Annotated in this window: 17 protein-coding genes; 9 read left to right on the top strand and 8 right to left on the bottom strand. The window is 48.3% G+C overall.

Translation table 11 applies throughout. The annotated features are described in order from the left end of the window. The first annotated feature begins 250 nt into the window (after positions 1–250). From HA050_RS00895 to HA050_RS00910, 4 genes are all read left to right on the top strand, one after another. Positions 251–997 (top strand): substrate-binding periplasmic protein, encoded by a 747-nt coding sequence (locus HA050_RS00895; RefSeq protein ID WP_166820905.1) that lies wholly within the window; start codon positions 251–253, stop codon positions 995–997. Between the two features lie 25 nt (positions 998–1022). Then, a complete protein-coding gene (locus HA050_RS00900; RefSeq protein WP_166820908.1) occupies positions 1023–1538 on the top strand; it encodes a GNAT family N-acetyltransferase in 516 nt (171 codons plus the stop codon). A 418-nt stretch (positions 1539–1956) separates the two neighbouring features. Beyond that, on the top strand, positions 1957–2772 hold the full coding sequence (locus HA050_RS00905; RefSeq protein WP_166820911.1) for a polysaccharide deacetylase family protein: 816 nt from the start codon (positions 1957–1959) through the stop codon (positions 2770–2772). A gap of 51 nt (positions 2773–2823) precedes the next feature. Then, entirely contained in the window at positions 2824–3189 is a 366-nt protein-coding gene (locus tag HA050_RS00910) for an MmcQ/YjbR family DNA-binding protein (RefSeq protein ID WP_166820914.1), read from the top strand. On the opposite strand, the gene HA050_RS00915 is transcribed toward HA050_RS00910, so the two are convergent. From HA050_RS00915 to HA050_RS00925, 3 genes are all read right to left on the bottom strand, one after another. Next, the gene (locus tag HA050_RS00915) at positions 3179–3877 is read right to left on the bottom strand and encodes a substrate-binding periplasmic protein (protein WP_166820917.1); all 699 of its coding nucleotides are present in this window, start codon (positions 3875–3877) and stop codon (positions 3179–3181) included. The two genes, HA050_RS00910 and HA050_RS00915, sit on opposite strands and share 11 nt — an antisense overlap. 268 nt (positions 3878–4145) lie before the next feature. Further along, positions 4146–5540: a branched-chain amino acid transporter BcaP gene (bcaP, locus tag HA050_RS00920; protein WP_166820920.1), complete on the bottom strand. Its 1395-nt coding sequence runs from the start codon at positions 5538–5540 to the stop codon at positions 4146–4148. Between the two features lie 379 nt (positions 5541–5919). Then, positions 5920–7116, bottom strand: a complete 1197-nt coding sequence (locus HA050_RS00925; protein WP_166822056.1) for an MFS transporter — start codon at positions 7114–7116, stop codon at positions 5920–5922. Positions 7117–7208: 92 nt separating this feature from the next. Here HA050_RS00925 and HA050_RS00930 point away from each other — a divergent pair, with 92 nt between their 5' ends. After that, positions 7209–7976, top strand: a complete 768-nt coding sequence (locus HA050_RS00930; protein ID WP_166820922.1) for an AraC family transcriptional regulator — start codon at positions 7209–7211, stop codon at positions 7974–7976. A 210-nt stretch (positions 7977–8186) separates the two neighbouring features. Next, positions 8187–8429 carry a DUF2917 domain-containing protein gene (locus tag HA050_RS00935; protein WP_166820925.1) on the top strand — a complete coding sequence of 81 codons (243 nt, stop codon included), beginning with the start codon at positions 8187–8189 and terminating at the stop codon, positions 8427–8429. Between the two features lie 8 nt (positions 8430–8437). Here HA050_RS00935 and HA050_RS00940 read toward each other — a convergent pair whose 3' ends face one another. The 5 genes from HA050_RS00940 to HA050_RS00960 form a co-directional block, all read right to left on the bottom strand. After that, positions 8438–10555, bottom strand: coding sequence for an ATP-binding protein (locus HA050_RS00940; RefSeq protein ID WP_166820928.1), 2118 nt, complete (start codon positions 10553–10555; stop codon positions 8438–8440). 4 nt (positions 10556–10559) lie between these two features. Continuing rightward, complete coding sequence (locus tag HA050_RS00945) at positions 10560–11030, bottom strand: putative pterin-binding protein (protein WP_166820931.1); 471 nt, start codon at positions 11028–11030, stop codon at positions 10560–10562. Between the two features lie 256 nt (positions 11031–11286). Then, the gene (locus tag HA050_RS00950; protein WP_166820934.1) at positions 11287–12429 is read right to left on the bottom strand and encodes a glycerophosphodiester phosphodiesterase; all 1143 of its coding nucleotides are present in this window, start codon (positions 12427–12429) and stop codon (positions 11287–11289) included. Positions 12430–12564: 135 nt separating this feature from the next. Then, entirely contained in the window at positions 12565–13767 is a 1203-nt protein-coding gene (gltS, locus tag HA050_RS00955) for a sodium/glutamate symporter (protein WP_166820937.1), read from the bottom strand. Between the two features lie 282 nt (positions 13768–14049). Then, on the bottom strand, positions 14050–14418 hold the full coding sequence (locus HA050_RS00960) for an Mth938-like domain-containing protein (RefSeq protein ID WP_099397682.1): 369 nt from the start codon (positions 14416–14418) through the stop codon (positions 14050–14052). Positions 14419–14578: 160 nt separating this feature from the next. On the opposite strand from HA050_RS00960, the gene HA050_RS00965 reads away from it, so the two are divergent. The 3 genes from HA050_RS00965 to thrC all read left to right on the top strand — a co-directional run bounded on the left by HA050_RS00965 (position 14579) and on the right by thrC (position 18926). Beyond that, complete coding sequence (locus HA050_RS00965) at positions 14579–15808, top strand: pyridoxal phosphate-dependent aminotransferase (protein ID WP_099397655.1); 1230 nt, start codon at positions 14579–14581, stop codon at positions 15806–15808. Positions 15809–15823: 15 nt separating this feature from the next. Next, positions 15824–17134: a homoserine dehydrogenase gene (locus tag HA050_RS00970; protein ID WP_166820940.1), complete on the top strand. Its 1311-nt coding sequence runs from the start codon at positions 15824–15826 to the stop codon at positions 17132–17134. Positions 17135–17513: 379 nt separating this feature from the next. Continuing rightward, entirely contained in the window at positions 17514–18926 is a 1413-nt protein-coding gene (gene thrC / locus HA050_RS00975; RefSeq protein ID WP_166820943.1) for a threonine synthase, read from the top strand. The last annotated feature ends 131 nt before the right edge of the window (positions 18927–19057 follow it).

Raw genomic sequence — 19057 nt, forward strand, 5'->3', positions numbered from 1 at the left:
ATACTTATTTGACATCAGAACCTCCAATAGGAAATTTGTTTGATTACACTACTTACGCCCTGATGTTCTATTTATGGGAAACTAATCAAGAACTTTTACACCATCCGATACAAGCAGTATCATGCCCTGGATAAAGAAACAGCACGGTTCAAACTGCACCTCACCGGATAAAATTTCATAGGCCTAACATTTTAATACAATAAAATAAGGCTCATTCCCCTCCCAAGGGGCAGGTACTTTATGAGTCGATATGGTTATTTATAAGAAAGTCTGTTATTTTATTTTTATATTGAACATCAGTTTCTATGCTCAGGCGGCAGAACAGCTTAATGCTTTAACCGAATATTTACCGCCGCTTAATTACGAACAGAATGGAAAAGTAACCGGTTTTTCAACAGAATTACTGGATTTAATTGCCCTTGATTCTGGCATCACCCTGAAAAAAGAAATACTGCCATGGCCACGGGCCTATAGCCGGGCGCAAAAAGAAGCGAATACGCTGATTTATTCTATGGTGCGCACGCCAGAGCGTGAAGGGCAATTTCAGTGGCTGGGCCCGATCAGCTCGCGGCACATCCTGCTTTACAAGCTGGCAAAGCGCAAAGATATTGTGGTTAATAAATTAGATGATGCACGCGCTTATCATATTGGAGTGGTCCGTGAATCCGCAGCAGCCAGAAACTTAATACGCCAGGGTTTTGATCAGCTTGATTTAGCAAGCGATGATGAAAACAATATGCGTAAATTAAAGCATGGCCGGTTTGATCTGCTGCTTTCCCTTAATTGGGCTGCCGCATACAATGCAGAAAAATTAGGAATAAAAAATGAAATAGTGCCTGTACAACTGGTCGCAGGGCAAACAGACTATTGGTATGGCATCAGCCTTCGCACGCCTCCTGCCATTGTGCGTAAAATGAACAGGGCATTAAATACAATTCGTAAAGATGGCCGCTTAGACCGGCTAAGACAAAAATATCTCAATGATTTTCAAAATTAAAACTCATCTTTGAAAGTGATCTGCGATGATTTCCCTTGTTCAGCCCGGCAACACCACTTTAATTAACGACCTTTGCAGCCTGTTAAAGGATGCCGTGGATGGCGGTGCATCGGTCGGCTTTCTTGCCCCGCTCTCTGCACAAGATGCAGATAAATACTGGCAGCATGTTTTCTCTGAACTTCATAGCGGTCTTTATTTATGGGTGGCAATAAAAGATGAAAAAATAGCCGGGTCGGTGCAATTAGCATTATGTGGCAAACAAAACGGCCAGCACCGCGCCGAGATTCAAAAGCTGTTTGTATTACGCGAATACCGCGGCCAGGGGATTTCCAGCCAATTAATGAAAGCAGCAGAAGCATTTGCAGTTCAACAAGGCCGCAGCCTGCTGGTACTCGATACCGAGGCAGGATCGGATGCAGAATTAATCTACCGGCATGCAGGCTGGAAAGCAGCAGGCAGCATCCCGGACTATGCACAAAGCCCCAGCGGAGGGCTGCGTCCTACCGTGTATTTCTACAAATTCATTCAGCCCATTGTTTAAATCAGCAATTCATCACTCATACTACGGTGGCCTCTGTGCTTGATATTCTGAATGATTATATTTTGCCTGCCTGCTTTTTATCCGTATTGCCAATGCTGTTTGTGTATTTATATTTGTGCTGCCATTTACACACTATTTTTAAAGAATGCTACCCACAGCTGCTGCCGGCCAACAACGGGGCAATGAATTCAAATATTGGTATTGAATTTCAGGCACTGCACATTGTCCCGCCATTAATCAGATCTGATATCGTGCAGCAGCTGCCCAGCCAATACCACCAGAAACTATGCAAAGCTACAAGAATAACAAGCTGGCTGCTGATTCTTTTGCTTTTAATTATCACCACTTCATTTGTATTGATGCCAAAAAGCTAGTCACTGACTTAACTAACCTGGCTGCCCCCGCCAAAGGATAAGCAATGAAAAACATCAGTCGCATCGTAATAGGCGTTTTAGTATCCGCCAGCATTGCCAATGCACAAACACCGCCCCGGCTGCGCACACCTTTTGTGGAAAACTGGGGGCAAATCCCCCCTGCCGTGCTGGACAGGCAAGCTAAAGAGTTTGCCGGTACTTATTTTCTGGAAGGACCAGGAGATCGCAAGGAAATTGCCTTTACCTACGATGATGGCCCCAGCCTTGATACGCCAGCCCTGCTGGATTTACTTAAAAAAGAAAATGTAAAAGTCACCTTTTTCTGGCAGGGCAGCCAGATTGAGCAATTCCCTGAAACCGTGCGCCGTGCACTGGCAGAAGGCCATACCCTGGCCAACCACAGCTATAACCACCCCGATTTAAGCAAGCTGGAAGACGGCGGTGTGTGGTGGCAGGATCAGCTGGAAAAAACCCAGCAGGCTTATCAAAAAGTAGCGGGATTTCAGCCCGCTATGATGCGCCCGCCCTATGGCTTTTTAAATGACAGCCAAATCAAAAACCTGCAGAGCAAGGGCATGAAAGCCATTTTATGGTCTGTAGACAGTGCCGACTGGTTTCATACCCATCAAAACAAAATGGACGAGCTGGCCAGCAATGCCATCGAAAACGTAATCCGCCAATATATCCACCCGGAAGCAATTGTGCTGATGCACGATTCCGGCGGACGTGGCCGCAAACCCACTATTTTGGCAACTTCGCGTTTGATTCCGGAGCTAAAAAAACAAGGCTATCAATTTACCACCGTGGATAAATTACTGAATATCCCGGCAAAGCTGGCAGCCGCGCCTGCCGCTAAATAATGTCATATCACGCTGAGCTCCTTTGCAAAGGAGCGCACAAAAAGGTGTGCGATGGATATAGAAGCCACAAAAAACTATTGCCGCTCACTTGCCGGGGTCAGTGAAAAAGTATGTGCTGCCCCGGCCAATGTTCATGTTTTTTATGTGGGCGATAAACAATTTGCCTGGTTTAAAACCAGCCAGCCAGAGCAAGGGCGATTGAGTATCCGCACCGCAGCTGAGCGTTTTTTGGAGCTGACCGATCAGGAGGGAATTAAGCCTGCACGCTATATGCAGCGTTTTCACTGGATCAGTATCAGTGATTTAACATCAAAAGAAAGCGGTTTTATCAGAATGCTGATTGATGAATCGTACCAAAAAGCATTCAGCAATCTGACTAAGAAAACACAGAAAAATATAAAGTCCGTTAATTCTTAGTGCCATTTTCAAAAACCACAGCATGATAGAGATCATTCATGCCTTTCACTCTTTTCATAAATATTTCTTTAAATTTTCCAGTCTTCAGCTTTGCATTTAATTCCGCGCTTAAAAAAAATCTGTCTTTTTCCTGCATACTGGTTTTAGACAAATAAAAGCCAGAATTGATAACAGGAATTGTCTCTATCGGAACCGCTTGTAATTTTGATTCTAAATGAAACCTTTCAACCGATTTTGCAAATGTGGATGCTCCAACAACCGTTGCATCACATCTTTTTTCAAGCATTTTACGGGCAATAATATCGGTATCCAGCACGTCTTCTAATTTATTTTTTTGCTTTAATTGCGCCAGCAAGGCCCTGTACTCCGGCCCTATATCAAAGCCCCGCACCACATTCACCTGTAGCTTTCCCTGCATTAAAGCATCAAGCGGTGTGGCCGCATCAGGATGATCTTTTAATAAAATCAGACTGGGCTGCTCTGAAATCACATTGATATAATCGGCCACCGCATCCCGTTTATCTATTTTAGACGCAGCAATGATGTCAATTTTTCCTGCTTCAAACATCCGCAGTGCACGTATTCTGGGCATCACTTCGTAAACAAACTGGCAGCCTGTTGTTTTTGAAATTTCAGCTAAAAAATCAGGCACCACACCGCTGACACGATCTGATTCATCAATTTCCATAAAAATGCTGATCGGGCTGCTGGCCACAATCAATGGTCTGGAGCAGCCAGCGGCCGCCACAGCACACCATTGCGCCAGCAACACACAGAATACAACGCGTAAGGAATGCATAACCTGCCTCGGTTCTGAGCCGTTTTTATCACGCCGGGATTTTGTTCAGCATAGCTTATGCTTCAAGCGCTGTACGCAGCCCTTTCAGACCGTTTTTCATGGGGTTTACGCAATAAAAAACGGCGCAACTTAAATAGCTGCGCCGTTTGATCAGGCTTTATGCCTTATGCAGTAATGAATGGTGGCGTGAATAGCCAAAATACACCATCAGACCTAAAGCTAACCAGATGGCAAAACACAACCAAGTCATTGCAGACAACTGAGTCATCAGAAACACGCAAAAGATCACCGCCAATGCCGGCACATAGGGCACAGCCGGGCAGACAAATTTACGCGGCAAATCCGGCTCTCGCTGACGCAGCACAATCACGGCAACCGCAATCAGGGAGAACGCCGCCAGGGTACCGATATTCACCAGCTCGGCCAGGGTATGCAGCGGCACAAAACCAGCGATCAGCGCAATAATTGTGCCGATCAGCCAGGTGGCTTTATAAGGCGTGCCGTAGCGCGGGTTGATCTCAGAGAAAATCTTCGGCAAGAGGCCATCGCGGGACATGGCCAGCAGAATGCGGGTCTGCCCGTAGGTCATCACCAGAATCACTGTCATCATGCCCAAAATAGCACCTAAATCGACAAAGCCAGCAAACCAGTTGAGCTTAGCCACCTGCAATGCCAGTGATACGGGATGGTCAATTCCGGCAAACTGAGCGTAAGGCACAATGCCGGTCATAATCGCGGCCACAATTACATAAAGCAGGGAGCAAATGGCCAGCGACCAGATCACGCCCTTAGGAATATCTTTAGCCGGATCTTTTACTTCTTCAGCTGCACAAGTCACTGCATCAAAGCCCAAAAAGCTGAAAAAAACGATGGCCGCGCCATGAAATACGCCTGAAAAACCATAGGGCAAGGCAGGGTTCCAGTTCACTGGCTCCACATGCCACACGCCGATGGCGATAAATAGCAGCACTACGGCCACCTTGATCAGCACCACAATATTATTGACGCGCTTAGATTCTTTAATACCAAAAGCCAGTAAAGCGGTAATCACCATCGCAATGGCAAAAGCAGGCAGATTAAACAAGGTGCTTTTACCCGGCACGGCCCCCGCTGCCGCAGTCAGCATATCGGGCAAGTGAATCCCAAACCCGGCCAGCAGGCTCTGGAAATAACCTGACCACCCTACCGATACGGCAGAAGAAGCCAGCAGATATTCCAGCATTAAATCCCAGCCTATCATCCAGGCAATCAGCTCGCCCAAAGTGGCATAAGCATAGGTATAGGTTGAGCCTGAAACCGGCAGCATGGAGGCAAATTCGGCATAGCAAAGTGCAGCAAAACCACAGGCCAGCGCGCCAATGATAAATGACAGTACAAGGCCCGGCCCTGCAACCGTCGCCCCTGTGCCCGTCAGCACAAAGATGCCCGTGCCAATAATTGCGCCAATACCCAGCATAGTGAGGTCAAAAGCAGACAACTCCCTGCGAAGCGCCGTGGACGTCCGGGCAAATACCAGCATGTCCTGAACGCTTTTCTTGCGCATCAAACTCATATTCCCAATCCCATTTATGGCCTGCAGCTTGCTGCCAGCTCAGCAGAAGATGCACAGCAATCAACTAAAATACGCGGGCTGGCGATGTGTTTAAAACACGCTCAAACCAGTGCAATAAAAGGGGCGGGATACTACAGTAATCACTTATGAGTGCAATCTGGTGAAAGCTGTATGCAAATGGGTTTTATCCCAAAATATAAAAATATTTTAGTTTTTTATATCAAAAAATAATTAAAAATAAAAATTTAAAACCATTAAAATAAGAATACTGCGTCACAAATCATGCAGATCAAACCTTACAAAACAACACTCTGCCTTTTTAAAAACAGAAAGGAAAAATGCGGTTTTTCTGCCTGAACGGCAGCAGCAGCCCCCCTGCTTAGTGCGCCTTTTTCATATCCGGCAAGAACAATGCAATCATTCCGCCCAGGGGCAAAAACGCCGTAAAGTGGTAAACGCTGGTAATTCCGTACTGATCCGCAAAGCTGCCAATGGCTGCAGCCCCTATGCCCGCCACACCAAAAGCCAGCCCAAAAAACAGGCCAGATACCATACCTACTTTTCCGGGCAGCAGCTCTTGCGCCAGCACTAAAATCGCTGAAAATGCCGATGACATCACCACGCCAATAATAAAACTCAACGCAATCGTGCCGTTTAAATCCATATAGGGCAGCGCCACAGAGAACGGAGCCGAGCCTAAAATAGAAAACCAGATCACCCGCTTGCGGCCAATCCGGTCGCCAATCGGCCCGCCCAGAATTGTCCCCAAGGCCACACCAAATAAGAAGATAAACAACATCAGCTGCGCCGCTTGCGCGCTGAGAGCAAAACGCTCGATCAGATAAAATGTGTAATAGCTATGAAAGCTGGACATATAAATATACTTGGTAAACACTAGGGCAATCAGCAGCGCCAGCGCATAGTAAGTCTGACGCTGCGGCAAGGGCTGAATTGCAAGGTGCGCTTTGCTGCCGGTATTTTTTTGCTGATGCGCTTTCCAGATGCTGATCTGCCAGAGCACTGCCATGGCCAAAAGGGCTGCAGGTGAAAACCACGCCAGGCTGCTCTGCCCCAGCGGAATCACAATCAAAGCCGCCAGCAAAGGCCCGCAAGCACTGCCCGCGTTGCCCCCCACCTGAAAAATTGACTGCGCCAGCCCATGCTGCCCGCCCGAAGCCAGCCTCGCCACGCGGGACGATTCAGGGTGGAAAATCGCTGAGCCGGTGCCAGTCAGCCCCGCCGCCAAGAGCAACAAGCCAAAGTTAGCCGCTTGCGAGAGCAATAACAGGCCGCACATTGAAAACCCCATCCCCGCCACCAGCGCAAATTTCTGTGGATGCTTATCGGTAAAGCTGCCCACTAATGGCTGCAAAATCGACGCCGTAATCTGGTAGGTGAGCGTAAGTAAACCAATCTGGGTAAAACTCAGGTGATAGCTGCCTTTAAGCAGCGGATACAGCGCCAGAATTAAAGATTGCAACATATCATTTAAAAAATGCGCGCTGCTGATTGCCGCCAATACGCGATAGTGCGTGGCCCCGATTGCGGGCTTGATCTCCATCATTGCCGTGGTCATGACGTTTACCTTTGTTGTTTTATAGAAGCATGTTAAGGTCATTGATCACGCCTGTCTTACGCAGATAAGGCAGCAACCATAGTAAAAACGACATGACACCCAGAACAGAAAACTTAGGCCCGCCGCGTGAGCTGGGCAATGCACTGCTGATAGGCAAAGCAGGCGAGCGCGAATCTGGCAGCAGTACCATCCGCCACCAGCACGAAGTGGCGCAACTGCTGTACGGCATCAGCGGCGTGATGCGGGTGATTACGCCTTACGGGCAGTGGATCGTGCCGCCCAACCGGGGCATCTGGCTGCCGGCTGGTGTATGGCATGAAGTGCATATGCTGGCTTTTGTGGAAATGCGCACGGTGTATATCCACCCCGATGCCCTGCCCGGCCTGCCCTGCTGTGTGCTGGCCATCACCCCGCTGCTGCGCGAGCTGATTCTGGCTGCGGTGAATTTTGATCAGCCCTATCCGGAAGACAGCCGCGAAGGCCGCATTATCCGGCTGCTGCTCGACGAAATCATCAGCATCCCCACCCTGCCCATGGTGCTGCCCATGCCGGAAGACAAAGCCCTGCGCCAGATTTGCGACGAGCTGCTCAGCTCGCCGGATGATATTCGCAGCAGCAGTGACTGGGCGTTAAAAATGGGCGTGGATGCCAGAACGCTACAACGCCGCTTTAATAAAACCACCGGCATGACCTTTGGCGAATGGAGGCGGCAAGCCAGATTATTAAAAGCACTGGAGCGCCTCGCCAGCGGAGAGCGGGTGATTGATATCGCCCTCGATTCCGGCTACGCCAGCCCCAGCGCTTTTACCGCCATGTTTAAACGCCAGTTTGGCGTGGCACCGAGTGAGTTTTTTAAATAAGGAGAATGGCGGAGGAAATTGCACAACAGGAATGAAATAAAGGATATGCCGGGGAAAATGCGCCGATAAAAACACACAGAAGCCCCTCAATATCAGCATTACACAGACATAAATTGCCAATATGTACTGATTAAATCAGTGGCAGTTTGTGACTAAACGCAAAGTATCAACCCTCGTATAGTGATGTAATCCGATGAAAGCGAGGGCATCATGCAAATCACTCATCTTAAAACCGCCGAAGTATTTTCTATCCGCGCAAAATCATGGATTCACTGCGCTGCGGGCCAGCTGTGGCTTAGCCATGATGGCCATGATGTTATTTTAGAGCGCGGGCAAAAATGGCAGATTGATGACACTGATCTGGCTGTTATCCAGGCACTGCAAAACAGCCACTTTATGCTGCTTGCCAACGAGAAACTCTCCCCGGCAGAGCAAAATTTCGCTTTAGCATAAAGCGCCGGCTAACTGGCATGTATTGCCTGCAGCTTTTCCAGCTCATTAAGCGTGGCAATGCGCAGCTGGCTGAGCTTATTCAAAGCATTGTGTTCTGGCGATGCTTCAAGCGAGGCCCAATATTGGCCCAGTGTTTCTGCGCCAATTTGCAAGGCAATCCCTTTGGCGCTGTGCGCATAGCGGGCGGCCTCGCTGTGTTCCTGCTGCCCAATTGCATTTTTATAAAGCTCTTCTAATTCTGCAATTCTGTTTAAGCCCTTATGGCTTAAGGCTAAGTACCGGTCTGATTTAAATCCCAATGACGCCATTGCCGCATGGTGATCTAACAAGACCTGCTTAGAATTTAAAATAGACTTATAACGCTTGCTCAGTAAGCGAATAAGCTCATCAATCCTGAATGGTTTTCTTAAATGCCCGCTGAATGCGCTAAAGCCCGCCGCATGCTGCAACTCTTCTATCGGGCTGGCAGAAACCAGATAAATTGGTTTTTTCCATTTTTGTTCGCGCAAAATACCCGCAGCGGCCATACCATCCATTTCCGGCATTTGGTAATCCATAATAATGCTGTCAATTTCCGGGTGCTGGCTTACTTGCAAAATAGCCTCCAGCCCATTACCCGCTTGCAATGCACGGGCACCGAAATCCTGCAAAATACCGCATATCATTTCCCGGTTAATGGTTTCATCTTCCACCACCAAAATGGTATGCCCGCATAATGCTTGCTGCTGAGGCTGAAAAATACGTGCTGGCGCTGAAGAAGCAAATACAATCTGTGATTCAATAGAGACAAAAAACTCACTGCCTTTTCCTTCCTCACTGCGGAAAGTAATATCCCCCTGCATCAGCCTTGCATAATCCCGGCTTAAAGATAAGCCTAAGCCTGTTCCGCCAGCCAGCTGCCCTTCTTTGCTTTGCTCAAAGGGCGAAAAAATACGCGGGTGATCTTCGTTTTTAATGCCACATCCCGTATCGGCCACCACGGCATTTAAACGATAGCAATGAGAAAGCAACTCGCCCGATAACGTTAAAGTAATCGCGCCATCTTGAGTAAATTTAAGGCTGTTACCCAGTAAATTAATAAGGATCTGCCGTAATTTACCCGCATCCAGGCTCAGATTTTCGGGCAGGCCTTCACTTAAAATAACTTTAAAAGCTACTCCTTTTTCTTTTGCCATCATATTAAACATGACTTCTAATTCATTTTTCAGCTGATTCAAATTAATTGTTTCAATAATCAGCAAAATCTTATTGTGCTCAGATTTAGACAAATCCAGCACATTATTAAGCAAGCTTAATAAATGAGTACCACTGTTTGCAATATAACCAATTTCTTTCTTTTCTTCTTCGCCCATATTTTTATTACGCAACAACCGGTCGGCATAGCCTAAAATAGACGTTAATGGGGTGCGAATCTCATGGCTGATGTGGGCTAAAAAACGGCTCTTTGTGGCATTGGCAATTTCGGCCTGCTGCCTTGCTTCCTGCAATGTTTCAGCCAGCTCGGCAAGTTTTTTTCGGTTTTGCTCTGATCGCCACAGCGCATAAAGCCCAAATGCAGCACAAAAGATTAAGAATAAAATTTGAGTCGTCGCCAATAAAATGCGCAGCTCACCCCAGTGGGTAATATTTTTTCTGTATTCATCTACGGCCTGCGCATCCTGAGTGCGGGCCTCCTGCACTAAATCATTAACGGCCTCCTGCTGCAATTTTGTATCTTTTTGAAATTTAACCCACTCCTTTTCGGAAGCAAAACCCTTGCTTAATTGCTTTTCACTATCATGAATATACTGAACCAAAGGCATCAGCAGCCTGAGCTGCAGTTTCTTATCTTTAAAAAGTGCCGAGGCTTCAATTTCATTTTTAGCAAAGCTGTCAATCCGGCTGTAGTAAATATCAAAGCGCAAATTAACTTTATCCAGCTGATCACGCCGGCCATAGCCCACTACTTCACGCAGGCGGTAGTACTCATTACTCAGCTGAAAAAACTGCCATAGCTGATTATCCATACCAAATTGATTGGCACGGTCAAGCTCTCTTTTTTGCTCTAATTCAAAATGAACAATCAGGCTAAAATTGGCGAGTAATATTATGCAAATAATGCTTAATATTCTTTTAAATCGTGTCATTGTATTATTCTGCTGTGATGCTGTTCAGCTGCCAGCTGCAAAGACGGAAATATTGAGTTTTAATCAATTCTTTATGCTTATGAAATGGATACATTAAAAATAACGGACCTTTTTCACGCAAAGACATCACTTTGCCATTATGCTTACGCGCCAAAATAACATCGTATTGCAGCGCGTCGCTGACTGGAAAACTAATCGCATAATCATTCAGGGCCATTATTTTAACATTGCCGCCCTCAATGCCTGCCAGCTTTAATACATCACGAAGCAAGGGCCCTTCAAATGTCTGCGGATTAGGATACCAGGGCGTTTGTACCGTCATACTGACTTGGGGCATCTGATCAAGACGGGCGCCATCAAATTGAATATCAGGGCTGGTTTTACCGCGGACAGTAAGAATAATTTTATCGTTTTTTGCAATAGCCGGATAAGCAAACAGCATCAGACATAAACTCAGAAAAACAGTACGAAACATTTAATACTCCCAGCCCGGCATAAGCACTGAAGCATTGTAATGTAAAAAACGGCTTCAAGTCATTGCAATGCAATATAAGCAAGCCCCCTGCACAACTGTAATAGTGCCTTGAATTTATTTTTAAATACAAAAAGGCAACACCTTTTGGCGTTGCCTTTCAATATCAAAACAGAACTGCTATTAACACAGCCATGCAGCGGATTTAATCAACCGGCTTCGAATACATTAAACCCAATAAACCCGAAGCGGATTTGATTTATTTTTTCCCCAAATAAGCATCCAATGCCGCACGCCCCACTGCAGGATCGTCAGTAAAGAAACCATCAATGCCTGCCTGTAAAAACACCGTCAGCTCTGCGGCCAGATCACCACGCTCGGTCAGTGATTTCACATCGCCTTTGCGTAAATTAGCTGGCAAAAAAGGGTTTTCCGGGCGGAATGTATAAGGATGCAAGACTAAATTAGCGGCATGGGCATCTTTAACCAGGCTGGTCGGTGTGCCCAGATTATTATTGGCGTCCCGCGGAATAATCATTTCTTTAGAAGGGCCAATGCCATTTGCGTAAGTTGCAACTTCTTTAAGCCCTGCAGCAGTGGCGATATCGGCATAGCTGCGCTTATCCCCGACAAGACGAAAATCCTCCGGCTGGCCCGTACCTGATAAAAGCTGAACAAGCGGTAAATCAGTTAAGGCACGAATTTCTTTCAGATTGGCCACTTCAAAAGACTGAATAAACACCGGCGCTGTTTTACCCTTATAGCCATTGGCATGCAGGGCATCTACCAGGCGTTTTTCAAGCGGCAGATTGATTGATTTAAAATAGCTGGGGTGCTTCGTTTCCGGATAAATACCAATCGTGCGGCCTGTTTCTTTGGTTTTAGCCTTAGCCAGATCCATTACTTCCTGGAAAGTAGGGATCTCAAACTGCCCATCGTATTTAGCGTTTTCCGGGCGATTAGCCGGAATACGCTCTTTGGCACGCAATGTTTTAAGCTCGGCCAACGTAAAGTCTTCGGTAAACCAACCAGTGATACTTACGCCATCAATGATTTTGGTCGCTTTGCGGCTGGCAAATTCCGCCTTATCCGCCACATTGGTCGTGCCAGAAATTTCATTCTCGTGCCGCGCAACCAAAACGCCATCTTTGGTGCTCACCAAATCAGGCTCAATCACATCTGCACCAATCTCAATGGCCTTGGTATAGCCCGCAATCGTATGCTCCGGCCGCAAAGCCGACGCCCCGCGATGGCCAATCACCAGCCTGGCAGGCAGAGGCTTGGGCACCACCTGAGCTACAACAGGCAACGCCTCAGTATCATCACTACTGCATGCACTTAAACCCAGCGCAGCAGCAAATACTGAAACGGTAGTCAGAATAGAAAATTTAATCAGCGACATAGGAATAGGCGGCTAAAAAAAGAAGATGCCTCAATTTAAGCGAGCGCTGTGACAGTGTTGTGAAAGGACATGCAAAAAAAGCCCCACCAAATTGGCAGAGCTTTTCTCTTGTTGTCTTCCTGCTATTAAAGTGAATCACCCATAAATCGGCAGCAGCAAAAACAGCTTAATCAAAATCGCATTGGCAATATCAATAAAGAATGCGCCCACCATCGGCACAACCAGGAAGGCGATGTGGGAGGGGCCGAAGCGCTCGGTTACGGCTTGCATATTGGCGATGGCGGTAGGTGTAGCGCCTAGGCCAAAGCCGCAGTTACCGGCGGCCAGCACCACTGCATCGTAGTTTTTACCCATCACGCGGAAGGTGATAAAGATGGCAAAGAGCGCCATCACGCTGGCTTGCAGCGCCAAAATGCCCAGCATAGGCAGGGCTAATGAGCCTAATTCCCACAGTCGTAAGGTCATCAGGGCCATGGCTAAAAACAGCGAGAGGCTTACATTGCCCAACACCGATACGCCGCGATCAAAGACCTGGTAAAGGCCAAGAGCGGATAAGCCGTTTCTGAGTACCACGCCAATAAATAACACGCATACAAAGCCCGGCAATTCTAAGGCGGTGCCTTTTAAGACCGTGGCCAGCGCCGATCCGGCCATCAGGCTGATGGCAATCAGGGCCAGTGTTTCGATAAAAACCTGGGGAGTAATCAGGCGCACAGCGTGCGGCTGCTCAAAGGTTGTGGGCGTGTCGTCACTATTATGCTCAGCGCCGGGGATGCTTACTTTTTTAACCAGGTAACGTGCCACCGGGCCACCGATCAGCCCGCCCATCACCAGGCCAAATGTGGCGCAAGCCATGGCCACTTCGGTGGCGGATGCCAGGCCGTATTTCTCACCAAACACCGTGCTCCATGCTGCACCTGTGCCATGCCCGCCCGACATGGTGATTGATCCGCCCAACAGGCCAAGCAGCGGGCTGATGCCCATGGCGCTGGCTGCGGCAATCCCGACAATGTTTTGCATCACCAGCATGGAAACCACCACGCCAGTAAAGATCACCAGGGTGCGGCCGCCTTTTTTCAGGCTGGCCAGATCTGCGTTTAAACCAATGCTGGCAAAGAATGCAAGCATCAGCGGCGTTTGCATGCCGGCATCAAACTTTACTTCAGCCCCAAAGCTCATCCGTCCAAGCAGTAATAAAACAGCAACCAGCAAGCCGCCAACCACTGGTTCCGGAATGCTGTAATTACGCAGCGGCGCAGACCATTCCACAATTTTGCGGCCTAATAATAAAACCAGCGATGCGGCGACCAGGGTGCCATAAAAATCGAGTTGAAGCATATTCATCCTTATTGTATTGATATATTCAATGACACTGCAATATTACATAAGAATATTTTGCCAATTTATTCAGATTGCGATTAAACAAGTCATCCTTATTAAATACAAGCGCGGAAAACCCGACTTAAATCTGCGAATTTGTCATAAAGGTAAAATAACCGTGGATAAATAATGCTATTGATCTTTTTTATGCAATCACCATGGTTGTTATCATTTCAATGATCCAAATAAAATATTTATATGGAATTTAATTCATATTTCATCTGCTCAAGCGCTGCCCAATTAATTGTGCACAATCAGCGCCACTACTTTCCGGTCTTCTGATGTCAGGATATTAAAGGTGCGGCACAGCGCGCCGGTATCCATCACATCCAGCCCGATATGCGCGGCGGCTAATGCACTATAGAGGCGCGGATGCGGAAAGCGAATGGTTTTGCCTGTGCCCAATAAAACCACCTCAGGCTTATAGGCCAGCACGGCGCTGAAATCCGCCTCGGTTAAATCATCAAAGCCAAGTGGCCGCCAGACATGGACTTCTGTCCCTGTAACCAGCACATTGCCCTGATATTGCTCGGTATTGACCCGCACAAAATCCTCACCATAGCCCGAGAACTGATTCAGATTTTCGACTGCGGTATGTTGTAATTTCATGATGATTTCCCAATTAAAGACCCCGTATTTTAACTTATGCGCTGATGAATAGGTTTTAGCAGCGCCTTTGTATTCATTTTTTTGTTTTCGTAATCACATTAAGTGCAGTACAGCGCAATCTTTCGTTAGAATATAAGGTCCTAGCCCATAAGCCGCTGCCATGACTACCATTCTTAAATCAAACAAATTACAAAATGTCTGTTACGAGATTCGTGGGCCTGTTCCTGAGCGAGCGCGTCAGATGGAAGAAGAAGGCCAGCGCATTATCAAGCTGAATATCGGCAATCTGGCCTCTTTTGGCTTTGATGCCCCCGAAGAAGTCGTGCAGGACATGATTCGCAACCTGCCTAATTCTGCAGGCTATGTTGATTCCAAAGGCCTGTTTCAGGCACGTAAAGCCGTCATGCATTACACCCAGTCTAAAAACATCAGTGATGTGACGGTAGACGATATTTATATTGGCAACGGCGCATCCGAGCTGATTGTGATGGCCATGCAGGGCCTGCTCAATGATGGCGATGAAGTGCTGGTGCCCATGCCGGATTATCCGCTCTGGACAGCCGCAGTCAGCCTGGCTGGCGGCACACCGCGCCATTACCTGTGCGATGAAGCCAATGAATGGTATCCGTCGCTGGAAGATATTCGCAGCAAGATCAGCGCCAAAACCAAAGCCATTGTGATTATCAACCCGAATAATCCAACGGGTGCTTTGTATCCTGATTCGCTGCTGAAAGACATTATTCAAATTGCGCGTGAAAACAATCTGATTATTTATGCCGATGAAATCTACGACAAAGTGCTTTACGACGGCGTAACGCATACCTCGATTGCGTCCTTAGCCAATGATATTTTGTTTGTTACCTTTAACGGTTTATCCAAGAATTATCGCGCCTGTGGTTTCAGGGCGGGCTGGATGTTTGTATCCGGCAATAAGAAAATAGCCAAAGATTATATCGAGGGGCTCAATATCCTCGCTACCATGCGGCTCTGCGCCAATGTGCCGGCCCAATATGCCATTCAAACCGCGCTGGGCGGATATCAGAGTATTAATGATTTAGTAAAACCCACAGGCAGGCTCGCTAAGCAACGCGATCTGGCCTACAAGCTGCTCACGGAGATCCCGGGGGTAAGCTGTGTAAAACCAAGAGCAGCGCTCTATATGTTCCCCAAGCTTGATCCGGCTATTTACCCGATTAGCGATGATCAGCAGTTTATTTTAGAGCTGTTACAAGAAGAGAAAGTACTGCTGGTACAAGGCACAGGCTTTAACTGGCAGCAGCCTGATCACTTCCGCGTGGTGTTTTTGCCCAATGTCGATGATCTGACCGACGCGATTGCCCGTATTGCCCGCTTCTTAGAAAACTATCGAAAACGTCACGGTACAAATTAAACAAAGGACTAATAAATGAAACCCATCAATGTCGGTTTATGCGGTGTAGGCACCGTAGGCGGCGGAACAGTTACTGTTCTGAAGCGTAATGCAATCGAAATAACCCGCCGTGCAGGCCGGCCGATTGTAATTACCATGGCGGCCAACCGTGATCTGGTCCGTGCCCGTGAGCTCTGTGGTGAAGGCATCACCCTGACAGACGACGCAATGGATGTAGTGAACAACCCGGAAATCGACATTGTGGTTGAACTGATTGGCGGCACCACCATTGCCAAAGACCTGGTGCTGGCGGCCATTGCCAATGGCAAGCATGTGGTCACCGCCAATAAAAAACTGATCGCCGAGTACGGTAATGAGATTTTTGCCCGCGCCACCGAAAAAGGCGTGATGGTTTCATTTGAAGCCGCCGTAGCAGGCGGCATTCCGATTATTAAAGCGCTGCGTGAAGGCCTGACCGCCAATAAAATTGAATGGGTGGCCGGTATTATCAATGGCACATCCAACTTTATCCTTACCGAAATGCGCGATAAGGGCCTTGCCTTTGCCGATGTTTTAAAAGAAGCGCAGCGCCTTGGCTACGCCGAGGCCGACCCGACCTTTGATATCGAAGGCCACGACGCCGCACATAAGCTCACCATCATGAGCGCGATTGCCTTTGGTATTCCGGTGCAATTTGATAAAGCTTACCTGGAAGGCATCAGCAAGCTGGCCGCTGTGGATATCCAGTACGCTCAAGAGCTGGGCTATCGCATCAAGCTGCTGGGCATGACCCGCCGCCGCGAGCAAGGCATTGAGCTGCGCGTTGCCCCAACGCTGATCCCTGCCAGCCGCCTGATTGCCAATGTAGATGGCGTGATGAATGCGATTTTAGTAAAAGGTGATGCCGTCGGCGCCACCATGTATTACGGCGCAGGCGCAGGTGCCGAGCCTACCGCGTCTTCCGTGATAGCCGATCTGGTGGATATCACCCGCCTGCATACTGCAGACCCTGAGCAGCGCGTGCCGCATCTGGCTTTCCAGCCATCGCAAATTGCCGATCTGCCCATTCTGCCTATCGACGAAATCGAAACCTGCTACTACCTGCGCATCAACACCGAAGACAAGCCTGGCGTGCTGGCCGATATCACACGCCTGTTAGCCGACAACGATATTTCGGTAGATGCCATGCTGCAGCGCCCGATTGCAGGTGAAGCGCGTGCCGATATCATCATCATCACGCATCTGGCTGTAGAAAAGCGTGTGAACACCGCCATCAAAGGCATCGAAGCCCTGCCAAGCATCACCGGCGCAGTTGTGCGCTTACGCCTTGAGCATTTGAACGGCTGATACCAATCTAAAAGTTCTAAATCTGAACGTTCTGCACACACAGATGACGGTGAGCAAGACAAAAGAAAGGAAAGGCGGAGAAAAGTATTAATTTATAAAACAGCATGAGGCGCAGTGGTCAAACTCAATCCTGCCGGTTATTCCGTATTCCCCTTGTAAGTTGGGTTAGCTGATTTGTCGGGCTTTAGGCGACAAACCAGCGTAACCCAACATTTCAACAAAAAAGAATGTTGGGTTACGTGATATATCGCTGACTGAGGTAAACCTCACGCGCAGACTGCAAACCAAAGCTACAGCTTTCTCAAGTTTTTCTCGCCCTTGCCTTTCTTCCTGTTATCCGTGTCTGCAGACTTTGGGGTTTATTAAAGGTCTAAAAATCATGCGCTATATCTCTACCCGCGGCGGAATGCCGCCTAAGTCTTTTTCTGAAATCCTGCTCGGCGGCTTAGCGCCTGATGGCGGCCTGGTGATGCCTGAAGTGTGCCCGCGCCTGACGCAAGCCGATTTAGAACGCCTTGCTCCCCTGCCCTATGCTGAGCTGGCTTTTGAAGTGATCCGTCTGTTTGTGGACGATATCCCGGAAGCAGATTTAAAAGCACTGGTCAGCAAGACTTACACGGCAGAGGTGTTTGGCTCGGCCGACATCACACCGATCAAAACGCTGGCCCCCAATTTGCATCTGCAACAGCTCTCTAATGGCCCGACGCTGGCTTTTAAAGATATGGCGATGCAACTGCTGGGCAATCTGTTTGAATACGTGCTGGCCCGTGACGACAAAGAAATCAATATCGTCGGCGCAACCTCAGGCGATACCGGCTCGGCGGCGGAATACGCCATGCGCGGCAAAAAGGGCGTGAATGTATTTATGCTCAGCCCCGCTGGCAAAATGAGCCCCTTCCAGCGCGCACAGATGTTCAGCCTGCAAGACGCCAATATCCACAATATCGCGGTAAAGAGCATGTTTGATGCCTGCCAGGATATGGTCAAAGCCATCAATAACGATGCCGCGTTTAAGCAGAATTACAAAATTGGCGCGGTGAATTCAATCAACTGGGGCCGTGTTGTCGCGCAGATTTGCTACTACTTCAAAGGCTATTTTGCCGTAGCCAAAACCGTGGGCGAGCCGGTAGATTTCTGCGTGCCATCGGGCAACTTTGGCAATATCTGTGCGGGCCATATGGCGCGCCAGTTGGGCCTGCCGATTCGCCGTCTGATTGTGGCCACCAATGAAAACGATGTGCTGGACGAGTTTTTCAGCAGCGGCGGCTATCATCCACGCGGCCTTGACCGCACCTTTGAAACATCCAGCCCTTCGATGGACATCACCAAGGCTTCTAATCTGGAGCGCTTTGTATTCGATTTGCTGGGCCGTGATGCAGGCAAATTATCCGCTCTGTGGAAAGGCATCGATGCAGGTATAGGCTTTGATTTAAGCGCGGACGATTTTGCCAAAATGCGTGATGTATATGGCTTCAGATCCAGCCGCAGCACGCATCAGGACAGGCTCGATAATATCCGCAGCGTGTTTGAAACCTACGGTGTAGAAATCGACCCTCACACTGCCGATGGCTATAAAGCAGCTATTGAGCACAGAGATGCCAGCATCGCCATGGTCATCCTCGAAACTGCCCTGCCAGCCAAGTTTGAAGATACCATGCTGGAAGCCACCGGCCAGAAACCACAGCGCCCGGCTGCCTTGCACAATCTTGAAAACTTACCACAGCGCTTTGACACACTGGAAGCCGATGTTGCGGCGCTGAAAGCGTATTTGGTGGAAAGGATTAAGGCCTAAAAAGCTGGCTATCTGGCGGTGTGCAAAGTGTTTGCTTGCACACCGCCAGATAGCCAGCAAGGCAGAAGCGGAAGCCTTCCCCCATTTCCAGTGATTGAAGGCTTGATATTTGTTAGCGCTCTAAGGAAGCA

Origin of the sequence: Iodobacter violaceini (genome assembly GCF_011601265.1) — a bacterium.
Taxonomy (GTDB): domain Bacteria; phylum Pseudomonadota; class Gammaproteobacteria; order Burkholderiales; family Chitinibacteraceae; genus Iodobacter; species Iodobacter violaceini.